Below are 22,022 nucleotides of genomic sequence, written 5' to 3'. Positions count from 1 at the left end.
AGGGGCCATTAATGGAAGCTTTATTAAGTATTTGGCGTGACTCAGGCCTTAGCAATTTGACTGTTGGTCAGGTTGTGATGATTTTCGTGGGTTTCATCCTGCTATATTTGGCTATTAATAAAAAGTTTGAGCCGCTACTGCTAGTGCCAATTGGCTTTGGGGGTATTCTTGCTAATATCCCTCAAGCAGGAATTGCCTATTCAGCTGTAGAAAATGCATTTTATTTTGGTGGTCCTGAGGTGCTGACTGAGTTGTCACATCTTTTAGGTAGTGCTTCAGGAAATATAGCTGAAATGAAAGTCCTATACGCGGATGCTGCAGCTTCTTTAAAGGCAGCGGCTACCTTCGTGGCACAAGATAACGGATACAATAATGGCATGCTATACAATTTTTATAGTATTGCTATTCTATCGGGAGCTGCGCCTTTACTTATTTTCATGGGTGTAGGTGCAATGACTGATTTTGGGCCATTATTAGCAAATCCAAGAATGATGTACTTAGGAGCGGCTGCGCAGTTTGGTATTTTTGCTACTGTTATCGGCGCTGTTGGCTTAACGACTATGGGCATTATGGATTTTTCTATCCAAGAAGCAGCTGCGATTGGCATTATCGGTGGTGCTGATGGACCAACTGCGATATGGGTATCGACTATGTTAGCGCCGCATTTATTGGGGGCAATAGCTGTGTCTGCATATGCATATATGGCATTGGTTCCGATGGTGCAACCGCCAATTATGCGTTTATTAACCACTGAGCGTGAACGTAAGATTGTGATGAGCCAGTTACGTCATGTGTCCAAGCGCGAAAAAATTATGTTCCCAATAGTTTTACTCTTATTGGTAGCACTATTGTTACCGGCTGCTGCACCCTTATTGGGAATGTTTTGCTTCGGTAACTTGATGCGCGAATGTGGGGTAGTAGATCGCTTAAGTGATACAGCACAAAATGCTTTGATCAACATAGTGACGATCTTCTTGGGCTTGTCAGTGGGTTCTGTCCTAGTTGCTGATAAGTTTTTGGATTTGCAAACGCTTGGTATCATGATTCTAGGTATCATTGCTTTCGCGATAGGAACGGCTTCTGGTGTCCTGATGGCGAAAATCATGAACTCGATGATGGGTGGAAATGCAATAAATCCATTGATTGGGTCGGCGGGTGTTTCAGCTGTGCCTATGGCAGCAAGGGTGTCTAACAAATTAGGCCTTGAGGCAAATCCACAGAACTTCTTATTAATGCATGCAATGGGTCCCAATGTTGCTGGTGTTATAGGTTCTGCAATCGCTGCAGGTGTTATGATTAAGTTTGTTGGTTGAGATGTAAAAAGTAACAAAAAAGGCAGTTCCTTAGAACTGCCTTTTTTGTTGGGACAGTTACTTCAAATCGAAGTATTTGGCACGAGCGGCCAAGAAAGCTTGGTCTACTGTTTCGGTTCTTGTGCGGAGAATGTTGAGAGAGGAGATGTAACTCTCTGCTGTTTTCTTCGTTAGCGCATCACCACTTTCACGTAGCTCAGTTAGAATTTCTTTAGCGGCAACAGCGCCAGCTTGAAGAATTTCATCTGGGAATTGATGAACTCGGACGCCGTGTTGTTCTACAAGTGTTTTCAAGGCAATCGGATCGTTCGCATAAAACTCTGATGCCACTTGGTCGTATTCGGCTTGGCATGCAGACTCTACAATTGCTTGTAAATCCTTCGGCAATGCTGAAAATTTATCTTTATTCACAACCAGTTCAGTGGCAAGGCCTGGCTCGATAAAGCTTGGGAAGTAGTAGTCTTTGCAAATTTGGTGGAAGCCAAGGGCTAAATCGTTATATGGACCAACGAACTCAGCCGCATCAAGTGCTCCTGATTGAAGCGCTGCATAGATTTCACCGCCAGCCATATTAACGACAGTCGCCCCCAGTTTTTGCCATACCTGACCACCAATGCCTGGTGTGCGGAAACGTAGCCCTTGAATATCACTGAGGCCTGTGAGCTCTTTACGGAACCAGCCGCCAGCTTGTGTACCTGTGTCACCTGAAAGGAAGGCTTTAACGCCAAACTGATCGTAGACTTCGTCATAGATTTCTTGGCCGCCCATGTAACGCATCCAAGCTGCTAATTCACGCGAGGTCATTCCGTAAGGAACACCAGTGAAGAAAGACGTTGCACGACTTTTGTTTTGCCAATAATAAGCTGCACCATGGCTCATTTCAGCAGAGCCTTCGATAACAGCATCAAAGGTGCCTAGAGCTGGAACAAGCTCGCCAGCGGAGAAAACCTGAACGGTTAAACGTCCATCGGACATATTGGTAATACGATCAGCAAGACGTTGAGCGCCAGTACCCAGCCCAGGGAAGTTTCTTGGCCAAGTGGTCACCATGCGCCAGGTGATTTTGCGTTGTGCAATGGCTGGGGCAGCAACAGAGGCTGCCGCCACACCAGCACCGATAGCTGCACCTTTAATAAAATTACGACGCTTCATACATATACTCCACTTTGTTATTGTTTGTCTGTCAATAAGAACGTTATTCAATATAGCCTGTAATGTCTATCCGTAGTACTACGGATAGACATATCTTTGTTTTATCAATGATTACGGGTGAACACGTTTATGACTGAGTCGCGTCGCCATCGCAATACCACTAAAGATTAATATCATCCCGACCCAATGAAAAACGTAGAGTTTTTCATTCAAAAAAAGACTAGCCAGCAATATGCCCCAAACAGGAATGAGATGGATGAAATAACCCGTTTGGTTCGCCCCTAAAACCTGGACACCTTGATTCCAGAATAAAAAAGCTAGGACAGAGGCAAAAACGCTGACATAAATAAGCGTTGAAACGCTAGTGGTATTGAATGCTATATGACGTTGTTGAATGAAATGCTCATACAGGTAGAAGGGTGTAATTAGCGCAAGTCCGAGAATAGCGGTTATAGAAAAGAACTCTAAACCAGTCAACTCGGCACTTCGTTTACGCAACAGAACAGAATACAGTGCCCAACTGAATACGGCTGCTAAAATCCAGAATCGACCTTGGTTGCCTGATAGGAGGGCGCTAAAATGACTTATAGATCCTTCGGTAATAATGGTCATCACGCCAATGAGTGACAACGCAACGCCCATGATTTGCAGGTAAGAGATACGCACACCAAAAATGAATCTAGACAATAGCAATATCATGACGGGGCATGCGGATAGCAGCAACAAAGCATCGGTTGCGGGTGATGTTTGCAAACCCAGGTAGACAAAACTATTGAAGTTGCAAACGCCTAGAAAAGAGACGAGGAGTAAATACAGCCAATCTCTGCCCAGAATGTGTCGTTTCTTCCAAAGCAAATGTGCGCTAAATGGGAGAATGATGACCAATGCAAACGTCCAGCGCCACCAAGACAAGGCTAAAGGTGGTATTTCGGCGGATACTGCACGCCCCACGACAAAGTTGCCGCCCCAGAAGAGTGTTGTTGCGATTAATAGTAAGTAAGCAATTAAAATGCTGCGGGTTTTCATAAATGTACAGTTCTGATTGGTGTATTGGCTTTTTGCTCTATTTTGACCTGTATGTCAACTTTGTTTGAGTTTTGCTTAAACAAATGAAGAATTGACCGAGGTGGTTTAGATGCGTATAACGCTTGCCAATAGAAGAATTAAAATCTGAGCTGGAACGAGGCTATGTTGGAGTGGAGTGTTTTAATACTTGCGGGGTATTTGGCGGGGGTATTAAATTCAATAGCAGGTGGTGGGAGTTTCTTAACCTTTCCGGCATTGGTGTGGGCGGGAGTGCCTCCTATAGCGGCGAATGCCACCAGTGCAGTGGCTGTGTTACCGGGATACCTCGGAGGAGCTCTGGGGTTTCGTCAAGAGCTTCGTGAGATTTCGTTGAAACGTCATCTGCTCTTATCCTTAATCGGGCTGATAGGCGGTTTAACAGGGGCTTTACTCTTGTTGATTACACCTGCGCATGTCTTTGGTTTTGTCATTCCTGTGCTTTTATTGTTAGCCACTTTAATGTTTGCGTTGGGGGCACGTTTACTTGCCTATGTGCGTACCAGCGGCTTGCCTTTACCACTTTTGCCTGGCCTGTTTTTAGTGGCTATCTATGGCGGCTATTTTAATGGTGGCTTAGGAATCATGTTGTTAGCTTTGTTTGCGGCGGCGGGCATGACGCAAATGAACTTAATGAATGGTTTAAAAAATCTGCTTTCCTTTACGTTATCATTTGTCTCGGTGGCGGCGTTTGCAATAGCAGGAAAGATTCTTTGGTCTGAAGGCCTTGTCATGATGGTGGCAGCAACGATTGGCGGTTATCAAGGTGCGGCTCTAGCAAGACGCTTACCCGTTCATTGGGTTCGGTACGTAGTGATTGCCGTCGGGTTAGTGATGACAGCTGTGTTTTCCTATCGCGTAATTTAATCTGGAGCAGGCTTGGTTTGAAGTAATCGAGCCGATGAGTAGTTTTATCGGCTATCAGATAAGCTGGTGCTCAAGTGCAAATTTAGTTAAGCCAGCCGTGCTTTGAATACCAAGTTTTGTCTTGAGTTTTTGACGATGAGTTTCAACAGTGCGAACGCTGATGTGAAGGGTTTGCGCGATTTCTTTGTTAGAGTGGCCTTCAGCCAAGAGTTTCAGAACTGTGATTTCACGTTGACTAAGTTCTTCATTTAAAATGCTTTGTGTTGGAGTGGGAATGCTTCTGAATAAAGCGTCAGATGCGCCAGCACTGAAATAGGTGTTGCCGGAGTGAACTGTCTCTATCGCTTTAATGAGCTCATTCGATGAGACATCTTTCAAAACATAGCCAGAGGCGCCAGATTGTATCAGCGATAAAATGTACTCGCGATCATCATGCATGCTGAGCATCAGTATGCGTATGTCGGGTAATTCACTGCGAAAGCGTTTAGTGGCATCGAGTCCATTTAACACTGGCATGGAAACATCCATAATGACGACGTCAGGCTGTAAACGACGAGCCGCTTCTAGTGCCTGCTCACCATTATTTGCGGTCCCTACAATGTCTATATGTGTTTCGAGTCCTAATCGTGCCTTAAGGCCGTCTAAGACCAGTAAATGATCATCAACCAAGAGTATTCGAATGGGAGCTTGCATGGCTGTTTAACGCCTTTTGTTATTATAAAATGCAGTTGGTTAGCAGAGTTTGGTTTTAGTATAACAGTCTTTTGGTGATGTTGACTGCAGATCTTCGCAGTGCCTTTTTGTCATTTACAGGGCAACGAAGCCATTATATGAGTGCCATTGTTAATTTCAGAATGTAAAACAAACTGCCCACCAATAACTTCAACTCGCTCTTTCATGTTGACTAGCCCTATACCCTTGTTTTGAGCTGTCTTGAGATTAAACCCTTTACCATTATCGGATACCTCAAAGTGTATTTCTTTGTCAGCGGAATAGAGACGTAGTTTGAGGTGACTGGCGTCCGCATGCTTTTCAATATTGGTTAAACATTCCTGTGCCAATCGATAAAGTGTTGTGCCCACATCATCGGGTAAATCGACTTTGCAGAGGTCGTATTCCAATTTAACCTGAATGCTTGTGCGCTCAGAAAATTGATCCAATAGCCCTCTGAGTGCTGATTCTAATCCTAAGTCATCCAGTAACACTGGGCGTAAATTGTGAGAAATTTGTCGGACTTCACGTATGGTTTGATTTAAAATTTGCTCGGTTTTCTGCAAATCTTCAATGGCTGGATGTTCAGGTGTTTGATTTTCAAGCTTTTTGCAGGCGAGTTCAATTCTGAACTTCATTGACACCAATTGCTGGTTGATTCCATCGTGTAACTCTCTTGAAAAACGTCGACGCTCGTTGACTTGTAGCCGCATAAATTTTTTCACCAGTTGCCGAAGGCGGTCATCGGCTAAACGGTGTTCATGCAGATTAATGGCCAGACCTAAAATGACAATCAGAATAACGGTGAAGAGTAATACCAGCATAACCGTGAGAAAACTATTGCGAATATTGTCATCAATCGCTTGCTTAACCTGGCTGATGTCGGCGTAGATAGTGTCTAAATACAATCCAGTGCCAAACATCCACTCCCATTCTGGAATGAGCATGGCATAGCCCAGTTTATCTTCTTGTTGCATAAGAGGAGGGCGTTCCCAAATATAGCGGTGATAGCCGCCGCCACTATTTGCGGCGTTGAGTAAATGCTGGATCAACAGGTTGCCGCTGCGATCCTCAAACTCGAACAGGTTTTGTCCAACGAATGCTGGAATCGTGGGGTGAACCAGGTTGATGCCTTGTTGGTCGTATGCAAAAAAATAGCCATCCTCACCGAAGGTCATGCGGCTTAATAGCGCAATAACCTCTGATTTCGCTTCTTCTTCACTCAGCGTATCATTACGTTGAACATGTTCAATGGCAGAAAAGGCCAGTTCAACTTGCTCTTTAAGCGCTTGTTTTTTCGATTCAATGAGGTTTTGTTCGTATACACCTAAAATCTGTGTCGCTAAACTATGTGCATGGGTCAACCCTAAATAAGATAAAATGCCTGCAGCCGAGAGCAAGGGTAAAATGGCGAGTAAAAGTATCTTGGCTTTTAGATTCATTGAAGCGCCTCAGACTGTGTGATTTGCATCCGTAAAACTACTGAGTTCATTGCGTAGTTCTACGCATATTTTCGGTATTCATACGAATAGAAAAATACGTCTCTAGAGTAGATGATGTAAACTGTAAAAACAGCCTTAAGGCGCATAAAAATAATGTTGAGGAATGCTATGTTAGTTGTCTCATTCTTAGTTCGACTCATTTGTCGGATTAACCTCATCTTGGGCAATATCTTTTCTTGGTTTTCATTAGGAATTGTATTGACCTGTTTCACCGTTGTAGTACTTCGCTACTTCTTCTCAACGGGCTATGTCTGGATGCAAGATCTATACGTCTGGCTAAATGGCATGATGTTTATGGGCATTGCTGGCTTTACTTTGATGCAGAATGGCCATGTCCGGGTTGATATTTTTTATCGGCCTGCAAATGCAAGGCGAAAAGCCATTATCGATATGATTGGCTGCATTGTATTCGTTACGCCCTTTCTATACATCGTAACAACCTACGGCTTGCCATACGTGCAACGCTCTTGGCGCTTTATGGAGGGCTCTTCCAATTTTGGCGGAATGCCAGGTCTGTATATCGTTAAGTCCTTCATCTTAGTGTTTGTGGGTGTAGTTGCTTTGCAAGCCATCGCGATGGTGATGCGCAGTGTGTTAATTCTATCAGGACGGGAAGATCTCGTGCCTGAGCATTATCGTTATAAAGAAGGGGGTTAAGCATGGATCCAGTGTTCTTGGGTGAGATGCTCTCCCTATTAATGTTCTTTACCATCATTGGTGTGTTGATGATGGGGTTTCCGGTTGCTTTCTCGTTAGCCGGTACGTCGGTTATCTTTGCAACCCTTGGGCATATGTTAGGTGTGTTCGATTTATCTAACTTTTCGAGTCTGGCTCCACGCTATATTGGCGTCATGCTGAATGAGGTTTTAGTTGCTGTTCCCTTATTTATTTTCATGGGGATGATGCTTGAACGATCCGGTATAGCCGAACAACTTTTGATTACCATGGGACGTTTGTTCGGTAAGCTGCGCGGTGGTTTGGGGCTATCGGTCATCATAGTGGGCGCTTTACTCGCCGCCTCTACAGGTATTGTAGGCGCAACGGTCGTTACCATGGGGCTGCTATCGCTTCCCGCGATGATGCGTGCAGGCTATGACCCTAAGCTTGCTACGGGTGTTATCTGTGCTTCCGGAACATTGGGGCAAATCATACCGCCATCAACTGTACTGATTTTTATGGGTGATATGTTGGCGGGTGTTAACCAACAAGTGCAAATGTCCAAAGGTAACTTTGCACCGACACCCGTGTCCGTTGGCGATCTGTTTGCAGGTGCTTTTATTCCTGGACTTATGCTAGTGGCGATCTATATGGTATTTATGATTTATAAAGCCGTGCGCCATCCAGAAACCTGTCCTGCACTTGAAGTGACAGCCGAAGAGCGTGCACGTTTATTCAAAGATGTTATCTTTACACTCTTACCACCTTTATTGCTGATAATTGCTGTGTTGGGCTCGATTCTAGGTGGCGTTGCAACCCCTACTGAGTCCGCTTCAGTCGGTGCGGTTGGTGCGATGATTTTGGCAGCGATTAAGCGTAAGTTGACCTTTGCCAATTTGCGACACGTGATGTTTGCCACCGCTAATACAACCGCAATGATCTTCATCATCTTGATTGGGGCTTCGGTCTTCTCGTTGGTATTTAGAATGATGGGCGGTGAAGAGCTCGTCAGTGATTTCCTCAACAGCTTACCGGGCGGTAAGATGGGGGCAATCATTTTTGTGATGCTGTTGATGTTTATTTTAGGCTTTATTCTGGATACCTTTGAAATTATCTTTTTGGTGATTCCAATTACGGCGCCAATACTGCTGATGATGGACATAGATCCGATTTGGTTAGGGGTGATGGTTGCCGTGAATCTGCAAACCAGCTTCCTAACGCCTCCATTCGGTTTTGCGCTCTTCTATTTGCGGGGAGTGGCGCCGGATACCATTACAACACGCCATATTTATCAAGGTGCTATGCCGTTTGTCTTCTTGCAAGTCATGGTGATTGGTTTGTTGATCTTGTTCCCAGGTCTAGTGACTTGGTTACCAGATATGATTTACGGTCGTTAACTAGACGTAGATAGTGCTCATGCCCCCTAGCGCCTCATATATCAGGCGCTAGGGGGCCTTGTTTAAAAGCCTGCTAAGACTTCGAGATGTGCCTGAACACTAAATGCAAGGGATACGGGGTTGTATCCACCTTCAAGTACCGAGACGATTCGCCCTTCAGAAAACTCATCCGCAATCTGCATAATCTTTTGAGTAACCCAGCGGTAGTCTTCTTCATCCAAATTTAAATCAGCCATTGGATCTTCTTTATGAGCATCAAATCCAGCTGAAATAAAAATCATATCAGGCTTGTGTGCCCTGAGTGCGGGCAGCCATTGCTGCTCAATGGCGTCACGGAACAACGAAGCATCAGAGTGAGCCGCGAGAGGGCAATTGACAATGTTGGGGCGGTCAATAGAGCAATATCTCTCGGGGTAATAGGGGTGCTGAAAGGTAGAGCACACCAACACCTCTGGCCGGTCTTTAAAAATATCCACAGTTCCGTTGCAATGATGCACATCAAAATCGAGGATGGCTACACGATTGATTGATGAGTGCGTTAAAGCATGGCAAGCACCTATAGCTACGTTGTTATAAAAGCAAAAGCCCATGGCCATGTTGTACTCTGCATGATGCCCTGGTGGACGTACAGCACAGAATGCATTTTTGGCTTTTCCGGCTAAAACACGGTTGGTTGCGAGTATCGCACTTCCTGCCGCTAAACTGGCTGCATGCAGTGAGTCCGGACAAAGAGCTGTATCATCATCTGTGTATACAACGCCTTCTCGCGGTAGCTTCATTGCTAATTTCTTATGGTGCAGATTTGCATGGGCGAGTTTTATTTGCTCTTCTGTTACATGCACGGAAGTCAGTTGATCTAAATGATCAAGTAAACCAGTCCTGCTTAGGACTTTGTGTATGGCTTGCAGTCGAGTTGGGCTTTCTGGATGATCTGGCCCCATATTATGGAGCATGCAATCTTCATGAGTGATGTACGCCGTTGCCGTCATTATTTTTCTCCTTCAACTTCGCTATTTTAGAGTATAAAGGAATAAATTAAGGTTAGGCGAAAGTTGTAATTTCAGAAAAAACTTCAAACTTAGCTAAAGCTTGATTCAGATCAAGCTTTAGCTTTTAGTCCCGCTGTAGGATGTATTTACAGCATAGAACTGTACTTTTTAGGCGCCGATGTGTCACCCAGCATCCGGCGCTTTTCTTTTTTTCAGGGGGGCAAAACCCTGGTCAATGGGGGTTGATGACTCTGTATTGGATGAAGGTGCGCGACGTTTGCCAATCGTTTTTTTATCGCGATGACGCTCTTTCACCTTAGGTTTAGTCTCTACTTTATCTTTAAGTTCTTTTTTCTTTTTACTACCGGCTGCCTTGCCCGAACTTTTCACTTTTTCAGGGCCTTTATAATGACCTAAGAATCCTTCAATTGTGCGCTGTGTGAACGAAAGTTTTAGATAACGCTCGACACTTCTCATCAGATTCCATTCGGAAGGCGCGATCAGAGTAATCGCTGTGCCTGATTTACCTGCACGCCCTGTTCGACCAATACGGTGAACGTATTCATCACCAGATCGTGGCATTTCAAAGTTAATGACCAGATCAACTCCGTCAATATCCAAGCCTCGTGCTGCAACATCGGTGGCAACGAGAACTTGTACATGGCCATCTCTAAAAAAACGCATGGTTTTGCGACGCTCAACTTGGTCCATCTCGCCATGCAGAGAAGCCGTTCTATGCTTGTGATATTTTAAGACATTACCTAGATGTACCGAGGCAGCGCGAGTGTTGGTAAATACCACTGTTCTTTCTGGTTTTTCTTCATTTAAAATCGCGCTGATCAAACGCTCTTTATGTTTGATATCATCGGCTAAGACAATTTGTTGCAGAATGGTTGAAATTTGATCTTGTGCAGTGCTTAGAATTAATCGTTCAGGTGATTTTAACACTTGCTCAATGAGGTCTTCGATGTCACGAGTTTTCAAGGTTGCAGAAAAAAGCATTGTTTGACGATCTGCAGCGCAACTAGACGTTATGGTTGTGACGTCTTCGCGAAAGCCCATGTCGAGCATTCTATCGGCTTCATCCAGTATCAAAAACTCAATATCAGACAGAACAAGGCTGTTTAACTCTAAGTGCTCTTTTATTCGACCAGGAGTTCCCACAACGATTTCCGGGTTTTTGCGAAGTTTTGCTGCTTGTTCTTTGAAGCCACTGCCACCGCAGATTGTCAGCGCTTTGATGTGAGTGAAGGCTGCCAGTTTTATGCAAGACTGAGTGACTTGCTCGGCGAGTTCGCGGGTGGGCACTAAAATGAGTGCTCGTGTGCCACGGTTCGGTGCTGGCTGATCGAGGAAGTGTTGTAACATAGGTAATAAAAATGCGAAGGTTTTACCGCTACCTGTTTCAGCACTGACTAATAGATCTTTGCCCTGAATAGCTAATGGAATGGCTTGTGCCTGGACTTGAGTCGTTTCTTTAATGCCTTGCGCATCTAAAGCTTTTTGTAAACGTTCGTGCAAAATGATATCGGTGAACACTTGGGCGCTTCTCTGACTGATAATCTATGTTCAAATTGTACCAGAAAAAGAGATAACTGTCGGTTTGATTCGTTTGATACCCCTTCGTAACGCTTAGATATGTGCTTATTCCTTTTTCAACATGAAAAATGTGCAAGTGCAACAATTAGTACTTGTCAAATGGTGCGAAGTCGGTTTATATATCTTCTTTTATCTTTAGTAATCTGAATCTTATGCGCTCTATTTTAATTATTACACTCAGTATTGCGTTAACAGGTTGTTTTTCCAACAGTCGCAGCGTTAATCAATTGCAAATTGTTACGCCAAAGCATTCACAAGTCATACTCTCTAACACAGCTAGGCCTATAGTGCCTCAAACGACTGAAATACGTTTGGCACTAGAACAGCAATATATGAGCTGGGCAGGAACTCCATACCGTTTAGGTGGAGCTGACCGCAGCGGAATTGATTGCTCGGCGTTCGTAAGGGAGGTGTTTGGTGATATTTACAATGTTCAGCTGCCTCGTTCTACGGATGAACAGGTTACTCTAGGTAAGGAAATTGCGCGCCAAGAACTCAAACCGTCGGATTTGATTTTTTTTAAGACGGGGCGCACTCAGCGTCATGTGGGGATCTATTTAGGAGAAGGTAAGTTTTTACATGCTTCAACCAGTCGTGGTGTGATTATTTCAAAGCTTGATAATCCTTACTGGAAGCGTAATTACTGGACAGCAAGACGCGCAGAAGAGGTTGTTCAATTAGCTAGTTTATAGCGAGCAATCAAACAAAAAACCCAGCTGATGCTGGGTTTTTTGTTTTTAAGTTCTATATTTTTAAAGTCTTAGCGGCCCGCTCTGCGGATAGCTTGAGGGGTAAAGTCGTTGTAATCGAAGCGTTGGCTGAAATCATATCCAGAGCCTTCTTCATTGGTTAGAGCGCCTACGAGATAACGACCAGATTGCAAATCGTAAAAAGCCTCAGCAGCTGTCCAAGGAACTTGAACATCTCTGTATGGGAAGTGATGTGCTTCACCGACTCTCCACAGCTCACCGCGTCCATCGTAATGGTCTACTGTGGCAACTTGCCAAGTGTCTTCATCAATGAAGAACACACGCTTGGCATAGACGTGACGCTGACCGTCTTTAAGCGTCGCTTCTACTTTCCATACTCTGTGAAGTTCATAACGAGTAACGTCAGGGTTGATATGACCTGCTTGCAGCATATCACTGTATTTTAGTGAGCGATCAGCTAGTTTGAAGCTGTTGTAAGGAATATAAAGCTCTTGCTTACCGACAAGGTTCCATTCGTAGCGATCAGGAGCACCATTGAACATATCCAAGTTATCCGTGGTGCGTTGCCCGTCAGTCGCAGTACCTGGTGCATCGTAGGCTATGTTAGGGGCTAAGCGAACGCGTCGTTGTCCCGAGTTGTAAGTCCAAGCTTGTCGAGGTTGAGTGATCTGATTCATGGTTTCGTGAACCAGCAGAATATTACCCGTTAAGCGAGCTGGTGCTGTTACTTCTTGTACGAAGTAAAACAAAATATTGTCGTAGCGAGCATCCTCACTGCCTGATTTTAAATAAGAAGGCCAAGAGAGTTTTTCGTTAATCTTTACAGGGGTAAAGCTGCCATTTGCTTGTACGGGGATTTGTGCAAAGTTACGCTCTAGGGAGCCACCGCGATAACGAGTCATATGATTCCATATCACTTCGAGACCGCTATTAGGAATTGGGAAAGCAAAGGCTTCATCGAAATTTTCGATGCCATTGCCACCATCGACCAGCCGCGCATTCGCTGCATTGTGTTTAGCTTTTGCGTAGATCGAGTCTGGATAGGAGGCGGTTCGATGTGTCGGATATACTGGCATTCTAAAGGTATCGGGGTAACGCTTGAACATAGCGATTTGACCATCTGATAGACGGTCTCGATATTGATCAACGTTTGCCGCTGTAATTACGAATAATGGCTGCTCATTCGCAAACGGATTGGTGTGGCGGTCATTGCTTTGAGCGAGTCCGCCTGTCCATTCAGGTATGGTGCCTTCTGCGTTACCAGCCCGCTCAGCACCAATTGGCGTTAGATCTTGTCCAAGGCGATTGGGGTCGGCGGATAAATGCGCCGAAAGCAGTAAGGCCAGGGCAGTGCTCAGTATGAGCTTGGGTGTTCTCAAGCTTGTCATTATTATTCTCCTGCTGAAAGTTAGAACGCAACCGATGCGCTAAGTGAAATAAAATCTCGATCCTTGTCTGCGTTGAAAGACCCACCAAAGAAAGTGGTATAAGAGGCTCCAAAGCGATACTTGTTCATATAGTCAGCGGTGAGGCCTAAGTTAATGGCTTTTTCATTCTCACGGAATGCAGCACCAGGTTCAGGCCCATTCCCTTTGATACCGTGTCTAAAGTTCAGCTCAGGTGTTAAGGTGACGCCAGAAAAAACATTTGGGTACTCTAACGATCCTCTAAGTACATAACCGTAAGAGTTCTTGGTGACAAATCCCGAGGTGTCTCCAGCCGCATAGCCATAAATACCTGAACGCCCGTATTTAAGAGCGTTAGCACCTTCGTCAAGACCATGGACGTGCGTCCAACCCAGTTCAGCGATGGTGCTTAAGCGGCTAGCACCTAACACATTATCGTGGAATTTAATGAAGGTTGTTTGCGCCTGTGTTACATCAAATAGGCCGTAACCACGAATAGTGCCACCGGCACCAGCATTGCGGACTAAAGCGTCGGCTGAAGAGTTGCCAATACCACCGGGTGCAAATTGTCGAAGGATGGCGCCGACGAGAAGAGGTCCATTGACTTGAATGGGCATGTCTTGCTTGTGACTGATTTCACCCGACCACGCAATATCCCCTAGGTTCGTACTGAAGCTCAAGCCGACCAAGCGTATTTTCTCGGGGTAATCGATAAAATAGGTGCTGCCAAATGGCGCAGCTTGTGCAGCGGATGCTTGAGGTGTTAATCCTGGTGGGAAAGGAGGGCTAGGAAGTGCTGGCGGCAATCCTGCAATGTCCTGAGCGGAAATGGGTGTGTTGACACCACTAATCATTGGCAGACGGCTGTGGTATTGCGTGTAGTAGAGACCAAATTCGGTGTTGTTCAAATTTTCTGCAAAATAGCGAAGGTTTAAACCAAACTGATCTTCATTTTTCGCTTCTCGGCGTCCGTTCTGTGCGCGGTAGACAACCGGAGTGTAGCTACTGATTTCAGAAAAAATAGGATTGACTGCAGCTAAGCCTGCCAATGGGGCAAATGGATTCAGATTGTTGTAATAAATTTGGTCGTTGATACCTGCGAAGCCTGTTCCGGCACCTACACGTATCCCGTCACAGCCTTGTGGTGCAAAGTCATTACTTGAAAAATACGTACCACAACCATCAACAACCGTTGGCTCCCATTTTAGCTGATAAAAGCCCTCGATACTGAGGTTGTCCGTTAAACCCAGAGAGGCAAAAGCGCTGGCAAATGGAAGAAGTCCTTCTTTGATTTCAGCGCCAGGTCTTCTAAACGCAGCAACATCCACAGGGTTGAACGAGTTAATCCCACCTTGAATAAACGTGCTTTCACCCCAGTTGATTGCTTGTCTACCTACACGGATATCTAGTGGCATACTTCCTAGATTAAAACCGCCATAGACATAAGCGTCTAGTAGTTCTGCCCCTGCTGATTTAGCAAAATCATTAAAGTCACTGTCATTGAGTCGAGCATTTGGAGTATAGCCATTGGGCGCGTGTCCATGGGCACGGCTGCCTTTTTTCAGCTCATAATCGTACCAGTATTTGCCGCGAGCAAAAAAACCTAGATTGTTATAGCGCAGATCTAAATCATGAACGCCTTTAACAACGGTTGAAAAGGGTTTTCCTTTCTTAAAGTTTTGTGTGCCGTCATCGTAGCTACCTGATCCACGGCTTGTGCCACCATTGGGTGGTGAGATTAAGCTTTGATCTGCATCTTTTAAACGCACGCTTGTGCCAATTGAGAGGTTTGAATCAAAACGCCCTTGAATTTCCCCAAGTTGGAAATCAATGCCATGGCTCTGCGCGCTGATGGATGCAGCGACAATGCCTGCCAAGATTGAGGGAGCAAAAAAGGGAGATGATTTGGAGAAGGTGCGGGCTTTTCGCTGATAGATAGTTGCCATTTCGTTCATTCCGCCTTGTTATTATTGTGTAACGCATGCTCAGTTGTTTGAAAAAAACACTAGAATCGGTCTAATCTATGGGTTATGTAAGTAATAACCTATTCTGATCTAGTCTCAGGAAAATACTAGTATATGACAATGACAAATTGCATCATAGAAAGTAACAAATACGTGCGAACAGTGTTGTGATGAATTCAATCATCCATTTATAAATAGAATAAGAGAGGCCAGTGTGGAAAAAACTATCACCGTTCCTGCAGGATATGCAAATCATTTGCTAAGCATGGCAGCTACGCAAGGTTTTGATACTGATGAACTCCTCCGGCATGTTCAAATCAGTCGAACCGAGTTAGAAACTGGAGCGGAGTTGCCTGCTTTGAAGTTTGGGCAACTCTATCAACACATTATGTGGATTGCTCAGGATGAGTCATTCGGTATGCTCAGTGGTGGACGTGTACCCAATGGTACCTTCCGCATGATGTGCCATTGCATTATTCATTGTAAAACGTTAGAGCGTGCGCTCTGGCGTTGCAGCGACTTTTATGAAATTTGCAGAGGATCGCTGATTAAGCCTGTGCTGGTGAGAAAAGGCCGCTACGCTAAGATTTCATTTGCACCAACGGAAAATGTCACTGAAGACGATTTTCGTACGCTGATGAAGAATGAAGCGCCGTTGCGAATTCGGACATCTTTATCCATGTGGCATCATTTCATCAGTTGGCTAATTGGTCGACGTTTAGAGCTTAAGGCGGCTTACTTCGGGTTTTCGGATCCTAAAGAGCAAGAGCAGTATAAGAAATTGTTTCAATCAGAGGTTCGCTTTAATCAACATGAAAATGCTATCGTGTTTCCGGCGAAGTTTTTAGATTTGCCTGTTGCACAAAATGAAGAAACCTTACGAAGCTTTCTGAAAACGGCTCCCTATCAGTTGATTGTGATGGTCGATGACGATAAAAGTTTAAAGGCCCAAGTTGTGTCTATACTTGGTAAAGACTTTAGTCGGGAATTGCCTACGGCGGAAGAAGTTGCACACGCTTTGCATATGTCAGTATCAACCTTGCGTCGACGTTTGCTTGAAGAGGGGACATCCTATCAAAAAATCAAAGACGATGAACGTAAAGTTGCAGCGATTAACTATATGAACTCGCCACAACTTTCCATAAATGATATCGCTGGGCTCATGGGGTTCGATGAGCCTTCGGCTTTCTTTAGGTCCTTTAAAAAATGGACTGGGATGACACCTGGAGAGTATCGGAGAAGCGAAAACTATACGCAGTTGTATCAGTAGGAGGGGCAGCCTACTGATCAGCGATTTTTAAAGCAGGGAGGTTACAAATGCTGGTTAACTTTTTCGATCGTATTGTAATACCCGCATTTTTTTTAGATGTTGAGCATAAAATTATTGGGTGGAATCCAGCAATGGAAGCGCTTTCCGGGCTGAGTCGTGGCTTAATGCTAGGGTCAAAGGCCCAGTGGAAGGCTTTTTATTCCGAGGAGCGTCCAGTCTTAGCAGACCTAGTGCTGGAGCCTGATTCGAATGCACAGCTTGAGTTATATTATTCAGGGCGATACGAATACTGTGATGTTGTTCCTGGTGCGGTTAATGCGACGGATTACTTCCCTAATATGCCCCAAGGGCCGAAGTGGATGTCGTTTTCAGCCTCGGCAGTTTATGACCAGTATGGAAATATGTGCGGTGCCGTTGAGACCGTTCTTGATATCACCGAGCAAAAGCATTTTGCTGCTTTGCTAATTAAGCGAGAGCGGCATTTCCGCGAATTGAGCATTACTGATCAGTTAACAGGCGTGTATAACTCTAGATACCTCCATCGGCAACTCCAGGAAGAGTTGTCCCGCTCATCACGTTCGGGTCAGGTCTTCAGTATTTGCATGTTAGATTTAGATAATTTTAAGAATGTGAATGACCATTACGGCCATCTGGCTGGCGATGATGTACTGCAATTTTTTGCCAATATCATTAAAGAAAATTTGCGTAAGCAAGATCGAGCCTTTCGTTTTGGCGGTGAGGAGTTCTTAATTTTACTGCCGGATACCACCACTCAGAGTGCCTATGTAGTGGCCGAGCGTATCCGTGAATCACTGGTCTTGCGCCAACATTTTCTTGATACAGGGGTGAAGCCTGTTACGGTGAGCATTGGGGTTACCGAGTATAAAGAGGGTGATCAAGAGACAACATTAATTGGTCGAGCAGATAATGCACTTTATCGTGCAAAAGCTGCAGGAAAAAACTGTACTATTATCAGTGCTTAAGATATTATACGCAGGTCTTGAGCGATTTCGCCCTCAACTGTTTTTTAAAAATGTTAAAAAACATGTTGACAACTTCGTGAAAGACTGTAAAATCTGCGCCCATCCTTAGGAGGGATGGCTGAGTGGTCGAAAGCACCGGTCTTGAAAACCGACGAGTCGAGAGGCTCCCAGGGTTCGAATCCCTGTCCCTCCGCCAAAGGATGAAACGCAGAAAGTTGTTGTTAAACGTTGTTCCCTGATAGCTCAGTTGGTAGAGCAGTAGACTGTTAATCTATTGGTCGCAGGTTCGAGTCCTGCTCGGGGAGCCAACAACACATCAGTTTGTATATGATATGGGTCGTTAGCTCAGTCGGTAGAGCAGTTGGCTTTTAACCAATTGGTCGCAGGTTCGAATCCTGCACGACCCACCATTCATCTAAACTCTCCCGTAAGGGGTCGTTAGCTCAGTCGGTAGAGCAGTTGGCTTTTAACCAATTGGTCGCAGGTTCGAATCCTGCACGACCCACCATTATTATCACTCAGTTTTAATTAAATACAGTAAACAACTAATATATTTAATTAATGTTAAATTTCGTTCTGTATCCAAACTATTTCGTATCTACTTCACGTTAAAAATCTCTAGCTTAAAGCACTCAGTTTGCTTAGAGCCGATGTGTTTATATCGACTCAGTTTTGTTCATATTCGATTGAATTGATGTACCAGTACCCTTCACCCTTAGGAGTAACCACGATAGCTTCATCTCCGATGCTTTTTTTGAGAAGTGCGCGGGCCATCGGGGCGTCGATCGATATATAGCGTGGGTCCATAAAAATCTCATCATAGCCGACGATTCTGAAACGCCGAATTTCCTCCTCATCATTTTCCACTTCGACCCAAGCACCAAAAAACACTTGGCCTTCTTGTTCAGGGCTGTAGTCCACGACTTTTAGATTTTCGATGCAGCGTGTCAAATAACGAATGCGTCTATCGATTTCTCTCAATCGTTTTTTGTTGTATTGATAATCAGCGTTTTCACTTCTGTCCCCTAAGCTTGCCGCCCAGGTAACCTTTCGTGTGACTTCAGGGCGCTCTTCGTACCACAGATGGTTGAGTTCATCTTTTAGTTTTTGAAAGCCTGTGCGCGTAATTAAAGGGGTTTTCATCATGCGTATCGATTAGGAAGTAATGAAATATCAGAGTCTGACATTCTACTGGATTTTTTGTTTAGAAGAATGACTTTTTTATCGAGAGGAAAATGGCGGCCTAGGGTGATATTTTGCTTAAGCTTTGACTCGGTTGGCCGATACATTCGTTAGTCTTTGGAGATGTGATGAATGTCGATTGAAAAAATTCAGGCCAATATTGAAACCTACACGTCGATACTGCCGCAAGCGGTTAGAAGTCCGAATAGTGCATCATTTGGCTTTCTGTTAAGTTTGATCGCATCCAACCAAGAGAGAGTCTTTCAGCCCATTTCAGCCGCCTCACAAGGCGGGTTCGCTTTAGCGACCGACTCAAACAACTATCCTCATCCTGATACGCTTTTTACGCACGAAATTGTTGGGCGATTAAATCATTCAATCAATCATCATGAACGAGGCGAATATGCGTATTTGGTGAGTCATTTGGATGTGCGCTCGCGCATGCCTGAATCAGGCAGTGCCGTGAATAATGATCGCTTTGCTCAGTTGGGATTGGCCTCACTCGGTGGCCAAATGTTGGCGCAAATAGAAGTTAGCCGAGAAAGTTCTCTACCATCATTTAGCGCCGTTGCATGAGCGGATGTGGGTTAGTCGGTCTTCCATTCTATTTTTTCTTCCGTTCCATTTTCCAGCTTCCACCACTCATCCGGGTTGTCTCCTTCTTGCCAGCCAGAAGCGATGCATCGTACTTGAAGGTTCAATGCGTTGGCGGCTTCGCGAGCACAGTCTAAGTCGACTGACCAAGGGGTGGAATCAGATTGGAACCACACACTGCACCAAGATTTTCCTAATGCCCGTTCGTGAATAGCAACCTTAAAGGTGTGATCTTGATAGGAGGCATTCCAAGTGTGTAAAACGCCTTTGTTGCCTAAACTCGTGAAGGACTCAAAGCGTTGGCTGAGCCATTTAACAATGTCGGCATGCTCAGCATTTTTGATGTAAATTTCAATGTCAGGATGGTGTGTTTGTGTTGTCATCGTCGGAGTCCAGAAAGCGCAAAATTCTCAGTACACTAAGGCTAATGTAACCTACAGCCGCCAGTATCATACCGCCAATGAGCAGTATTAAGCCAGCTAAGGCAACAAGTTCCGCCACCATAGCATGCCATATAAAGTATTGTGCGTAGCCAATCATTAAAAGCCCTAGCATGAAAACGCCAAAGCCAATTAAGAGCAGCATGAAATTTTCTTTAGGGTTATCGGCTCGCCGTTTCAGTAGGGTCCTTATCTTTTGCCACGTAGGTTTAAGGTGCTTCATCGTTTTTGATACAGGCTAATTCGAATATCCGCCGTCACCTTTAGCGATGAATGTTGCATGAGTGCATGTCGTCGCTCTGGCGTGAGTCTTTGGCCGTGGGGAGTCATCATCAGCAAATTCTGCAGACTTGTACTGTCCTGAATATGGATGGGGTAAGTGAGGTTGAGCGTTTCTATGGGGATAAATTGATCCATGAGTTGCGCATCCGGGTTGAGATCAGAATCACGAACATCCTTATAGATTAAGGCACGCAGTTCTCTTAAATGATCTATTCCTGCCCAGACAACAATGAATAGAGCGCCCGGTTTTAATACCTTGGCTGTTGGCTCTGGTAAGAGGCGCGCAAAAATAAGCGTAGCAACATCAATTGACTCCGGCATCAAAGGGATGTCTGCTCCAGTAGCGACAAGCCACTGAATGGATGTGCTTCTGCGACAAGCACTACGAATCGCTTCTTTGGAAATATCGAGTCCAATGACATTGCTGGGCAGATCGGCTGCCATTAATTTAGACTCAATTAATTGCGTGTAATAGCCTTCGCCGCAGCCTAAATCGAGTAGGTTGGTGTGCGTTGCCTGGCAATTGGCAAGCTTTTCGCTAATCGTATCTGCAATCTTGAAGGCAAGGGGTTCATAGAACCCTTGATCCAAAAATGCGCGTCTTGCCAATACCATCTCGGCGTTGTCACCCGGTGCTTTTGAGCGCTTGCGTTGCGGCAGTAGCAGGTTCCAGTAGCCCTGTCTTGCTTGATCAAAACTATGACCTTTTATGCAGCCTAAGCGCGCTGAGTGCTCTTCAGAAAAGAGCACTAGGGGTTCTTGGCAAACGGGACAACGAAAAGGGATAGATTCCATTTACTTCAGCAGCTTATTTAATATGCGCTCATAAATTGATGAAAGGGTGTCTAAGTCTTCTGCTTTGACGCGTTCATCAATCTTATGAATGGTGGCATTCACAGGACCTAGTTCGACGACCTGCGCACCTGTCGGAGCGATAAAGCGTCCATCTGAGGTTCCGCCAGCTGTCGATAATTCTGTTTCAAGTCCAGTCACTTCTTGAATGGCTGCGTGGGCTGCATCGACTAAATCACCTGCGGCTGTCAGAAATGGGTGGCCCGACAGGCTCCAGTCAATATGCCAGTCGAGTTCGTGCCGAGATAAAATTTCACTGACTCGTTCCTGAAGCGATTCTGCAGTCGACTCGGTTGAGAATCGAAAATTAAACGCAACACTCAGAGTGCCGGGCACAACGTTCGTGGCTCCTGTGCCTGCATGTATATTCGAAATCTGAAAACTGGTAGGAGGAAAAAAGTCATTTCCTTCATCCCACAGTGTTTGTGATAACTCAGTCAATGCTGGTGCGGCAAGATGAATAGGGTTCTTGACTAGGTGTGGGTAAGCCACGTGTCCTTGGACACCCTTGATGGTCAAGTTGCCACTGATCGAACCGCGTCGGCCGTTCTTAATAACATCACCAACGCTGTTGCTGCTAGAAGGCTCACCCACTATGCACCAGGTTATTTTCTCGTTTCTGGCTTCTAGCGTGTCTATGACGCGTGTAGTGCCATTAATGAACGGACCTTCTTCATCGCTTGTGATTAATAAAGCAATGGAGCCTTTTGGGTCGGGGTTTTCCGCTATAAAGCGCTCTAAAGCTGTTATAAATGCGGCAATGCTGCCTTTCATGTCGGCGGCACCGCGTCCCCATAAATATCCGTCTTTGAGGGTGGGTTCAAAAGGAGGGTGAGTCCATTGATTCTCTGGCCCGCTGGGGACAACGTCCGTATGTCCTGCAAAACAAAATACAGGGCCTTTACTGCCACGCCGTGCCCAAAGGTTGGTAACGTCTTCAAAGGGCATAGACTCAATTGTAAAACCTAAAGCGGTTAGACGCTCAATCAGCAGCGCTTGGCAGCCTGCATCTTCAGGTGTGACTGAGGGTCGACGGATTAAGTCTTGAGCCAATTCAAGCGTGGCAGATATAGCGGGCATTTAAACTTCC

The 22,022-nt window shown here is 45.1% G+C and carries 21 protein-coding genes and 4 tRNA genes; 12 read left to right on the top strand and 13 right to left on the bottom strand.

Translation table 11 applies throughout. The features are described from left to right. The first annotated feature begins 11 nt into the window (after positions 1-11). Positions 12-1,313 carry a sodium ion-translocating decarboxylase subunit beta gene (locus tag DN062_RS14590; RefSeq protein WP_112160040.1) on the top strand — a complete coding sequence of 434 codons (1,302 nt, stop codon included), beginning with the start codon at positions 12-14 and terminating at the stop codon, positions 1,311-1,313. A gap of 57 nt (positions 1,314-1,370) precedes the next feature. Here DN062_RS14590 and DN062_RS14585 read toward each other — a convergent pair whose 3' ends face one another. Beyond that, positions 1,371-2,465 carry a TRAP transporter substrate-binding protein gene (locus tag DN062_RS14585; protein WP_036508343.1) on the bottom strand — a complete coding sequence of 365 codons (1,095 nt, stop codon included), beginning with the start codon at positions 2,463-2,465 and terminating at the stop codon, positions 1,371-1,373. Between the two features lie 111 nt (positions 2,466-2,576). Further along, on the bottom strand, positions 2,577-3,491 hold the full coding sequence (locus tag DN062_RS14580; RefSeq protein ID WP_112160039.1) for a DMT family transporter: 915 nt from the start codon (positions 3,489-3,491) through the stop codon (positions 2,577-2,579). 162 nt (positions 3,492-3,653) lie between these two features. On the opposite strand from DN062_RS14580, the gene DN062_RS14575 reads away from it, so the two are divergent. After that, complete coding sequence (locus DN062_RS14575) at positions 3,654-4,394, top strand: sulfite exporter TauE/SafE family protein (RefSeq protein WP_112160038.1); 741 nt, start codon at positions 3,654-3,656, stop codon at positions 4,392-4,394. 54 nt (positions 4,395-4,448) lie between these two features. Here the strand turns inward: DN062_RS14575 and DN062_RS14570 are convergent, their stop codons facing one another. After that, complete coding sequence (locus tag DN062_RS14570) at positions 4,449-5,087, bottom strand: response regulator (protein WP_112160037.1); 639 nt, start codon at positions 5,085-5,087, stop codon at positions 4,449-4,451. A 110-nt stretch (positions 5,088-5,197) separates the two neighbouring features. Then, on the bottom strand, positions 5,198-6,547 hold the full coding sequence (locus DN062_RS14565; RefSeq protein WP_112160036.1) for a cache domain-containing protein: 1,350 nt from the start codon (positions 6,545-6,547) through the stop codon (positions 5,198-5,200). A gap of 168 nt (positions 6,548-6,715) precedes the next feature. On the opposite strand from DN062_RS14565, the gene DN062_RS14560 reads away from it, so the two are divergent. Together DN062_RS14560 and DN062_RS14555 are read left to right on the top strand one after the other, a co-directional pair. After that, on the top strand, positions 6,716-7,264 hold the full coding sequence (locus tag DN062_RS14560) for a TRAP transporter small permease subunit (protein WP_112160035.1): 549 nt from the start codon (positions 6,716-6,718) through the stop codon (positions 7,262-7,264). A gap of 2 nt (positions 7,265-7,266) precedes the next feature. Further along, on the top strand, positions 7,267-8,661 hold the full coding sequence (locus DN062_RS14555) for a TRAP transporter large permease (protein WP_112160034.1): 1,395 nt from the start codon (positions 7,267-7,269) through the stop codon (positions 8,659-8,661). Positions 8,662-8,723: 62 nt separating this feature from the next. Here the strand turns inward: DN062_RS14555 and DN062_RS14550 are convergent, their stop codons facing one another. Together DN062_RS14550 and DN062_RS14545 are read right to left on the bottom strand one after the other, a co-directional pair. Beyond that, a complete protein-coding gene (locus tag DN062_RS14550; protein WP_112160033.1) occupies positions 8,724-9,650 on the bottom strand; it encodes a histone deacetylase family protein in 927 nt (308 codons plus the stop codon). A gap of 183 nt (positions 9,651-9,833) precedes the next feature. Next, positions 9,834-11,189 carry a DEAD/DEAH box helicase gene (locus DN062_RS14545; RefSeq protein WP_112160032.1) on the bottom strand — a complete coding sequence of 452 codons (1,356 nt, stop codon included), beginning with the start codon at positions 11,187-11,189 and terminating at the stop codon, positions 9,834-9,836. A 212-nt stretch (positions 11,190-11,401) separates the two neighbouring features. On the opposite strand from DN062_RS14545, the gene DN062_RS14540 reads away from it, so the two are divergent. After that, a complete protein-coding gene (locus DN062_RS14540; protein WP_112160031.1) occupies positions 11,402-11,941 on the top strand; it encodes an NlpC/P60 family protein in 540 nt (179 codons plus the stop codon). A 68-nt stretch (positions 11,942-12,009) separates the two neighbouring features. Here DN062_RS14540 and DN062_RS14535 read toward each other — a convergent pair whose 3' ends face one another. Together DN062_RS14535 and DN062_RS14530 are read right to left on the bottom strand one after the other, a co-directional pair. Continuing rightward, the gene (locus tag DN062_RS14535) at positions 12,010-13,347 is read right to left on the bottom strand and encodes a DUF1329 domain-containing protein (protein ID WP_112160030.1); all 1,338 of its coding nucleotides are present in this window, start codon (positions 13,345-13,347) and stop codon (positions 12,010-12,012) included. A gap of 20 nt (positions 13,348-13,367) precedes the next feature. Further along, the gene (locus DN062_RS14530; RefSeq protein WP_112160029.1) at positions 13,368-15,311 is read right to left on the bottom strand and encodes a DUF1302 domain-containing protein; all 1,944 of its coding nucleotides are present in this window, start codon (positions 15,309-15,311) and stop codon (positions 13,368-13,370) included. A 232-nt stretch (positions 15,312-15,543) separates the two neighbouring features. On the opposite strand from DN062_RS14530, the gene DN062_RS14525 reads away from it, so the two are divergent. From DN062_RS14525 to DN062_RS14500, 6 genes are all read left to right on the top strand, one after another. Further along, positions 15,544-16,599, top strand: a complete 1,056-nt coding sequence (locus tag DN062_RS14525) for an AraC family transcriptional regulator (RefSeq protein WP_239995802.1) — start codon at positions 15,544-15,546, stop codon at positions 16,597-16,599. Between the two features lie 47 nt (positions 16,600-16,646). Next, positions 16,647-17,582: a sensor domain-containing diguanylate cyclase gene (locus tag DN062_RS14520; protein WP_112160028.1), complete on the top strand. Its 936-nt coding sequence runs from the start codon at positions 16,647-16,649 to the stop codon at positions 17,580-17,582. A 108-nt stretch (positions 17,583-17,690) separates the two neighbouring features. Next, positions 17,691-17,778 (top strand) — tRNA-Ser (locus DN062_RS14515). Between the two features lie 36 nt (positions 17,779-17,814). Then, a tRNA-Asn gene (locus DN062_RS14510) sits at positions 17,815-17,890 on the top strand. A gap of 26 nt (positions 17,891-17,916) precedes the next feature. Then, positions 17,917-17,992: transfer RNA gene (locus DN062_RS14505), tRNA-Lys, on the top strand. Between the two features lie 22 nt (positions 17,993-18,014). Next, a tRNA-Lys gene (locus tag DN062_RS14500) sits at positions 18,015-18,090 on the top strand. 158 nt (positions 18,091-18,248) lie between these two features. Here the strand turns inward: DN062_RS14500 and greB are convergent. Continuing rightward, positions 18,249-18,725 (bottom strand): transcription elongation factor GreB, encoded by a 477-nt coding sequence (greB, locus tag DN062_RS14495; protein ID WP_112160027.1) that lies wholly within the window; start codon positions 18,723-18,725, stop codon positions 18,249-18,251. Positions 18,726-18,896: 171 nt separating this feature from the next. Here greB and DN062_RS14490 point away from each other — a divergent pair, with 171 nt between their 5' ends. Then, the gene (locus DN062_RS14490; RefSeq protein ID WP_112160026.1) at positions 18,897-19,340 is read left to right on the top strand and encodes a hypothetical protein; all 444 of its coding nucleotides are present in this window, start codon (positions 18,897-18,899) and stop codon (positions 19,338-19,340) included. An 11-nt stretch (positions 19,341-19,351) separates the two neighbouring features. On the opposite strand, the gene DN062_RS14485 is transcribed toward DN062_RS14490, so the two are convergent. The 4 genes from DN062_RS14485 to dapE form a co-directional block, all read right to left on the bottom strand. After that, entirely contained in the window at positions 19,352-19,741 is a 390-nt protein-coding gene (locus DN062_RS14485; protein WP_112160025.1) for a hypothetical protein, read from the bottom strand. Then, on the bottom strand, positions 19,716-19,943 hold the full coding sequence (locus DN062_RS14480) for a hypothetical protein (RefSeq protein WP_239995801.1): 228 nt from the start codon (positions 19,941-19,943) through the stop codon (positions 19,716-19,718). The genes DN062_RS14485 and DN062_RS14480 overlap by 26 nt, the downstream gene beginning before the upstream one ends. A gap of 74 nt (positions 19,944-20,017) precedes the next feature. Next, on the bottom strand, positions 20,018-20,875 hold the full coding sequence (locus DN062_RS14475) for a putative RNA methyltransferase (protein WP_112160023.1): 858 nt from the start codon (positions 20,873-20,875) through the stop codon (positions 20,018-20,020). Then, positions 20,876-22,012 (bottom strand): succinyl-diaminopimelate desuccinylase, encoded by a 1,137-nt coding sequence (gene dapE / locus DN062_RS14470; protein ID WP_112160022.1) that lies wholly within the window; start codon positions 22,010-22,012, stop codon positions 20,876-20,878. Positions 22,013-22,022: the final 10 nt, after the last annotated feature.

Origin of the sequence: Nitrincola tibetensis, from assembly GCF_003284585.1 — a bacterium.
Taxonomy (GTDB): domain Bacteria; phylum Pseudomonadota; class Gammaproteobacteria; order Pseudomonadales; family Balneatricaceae; genus Nitrincola; species Nitrincola tibetensis.
The sequence above is the reverse complement of the archived record's forward strand: the minus strand, read 5'-3'. Positions and strand labels throughout refer to the sequence as shown.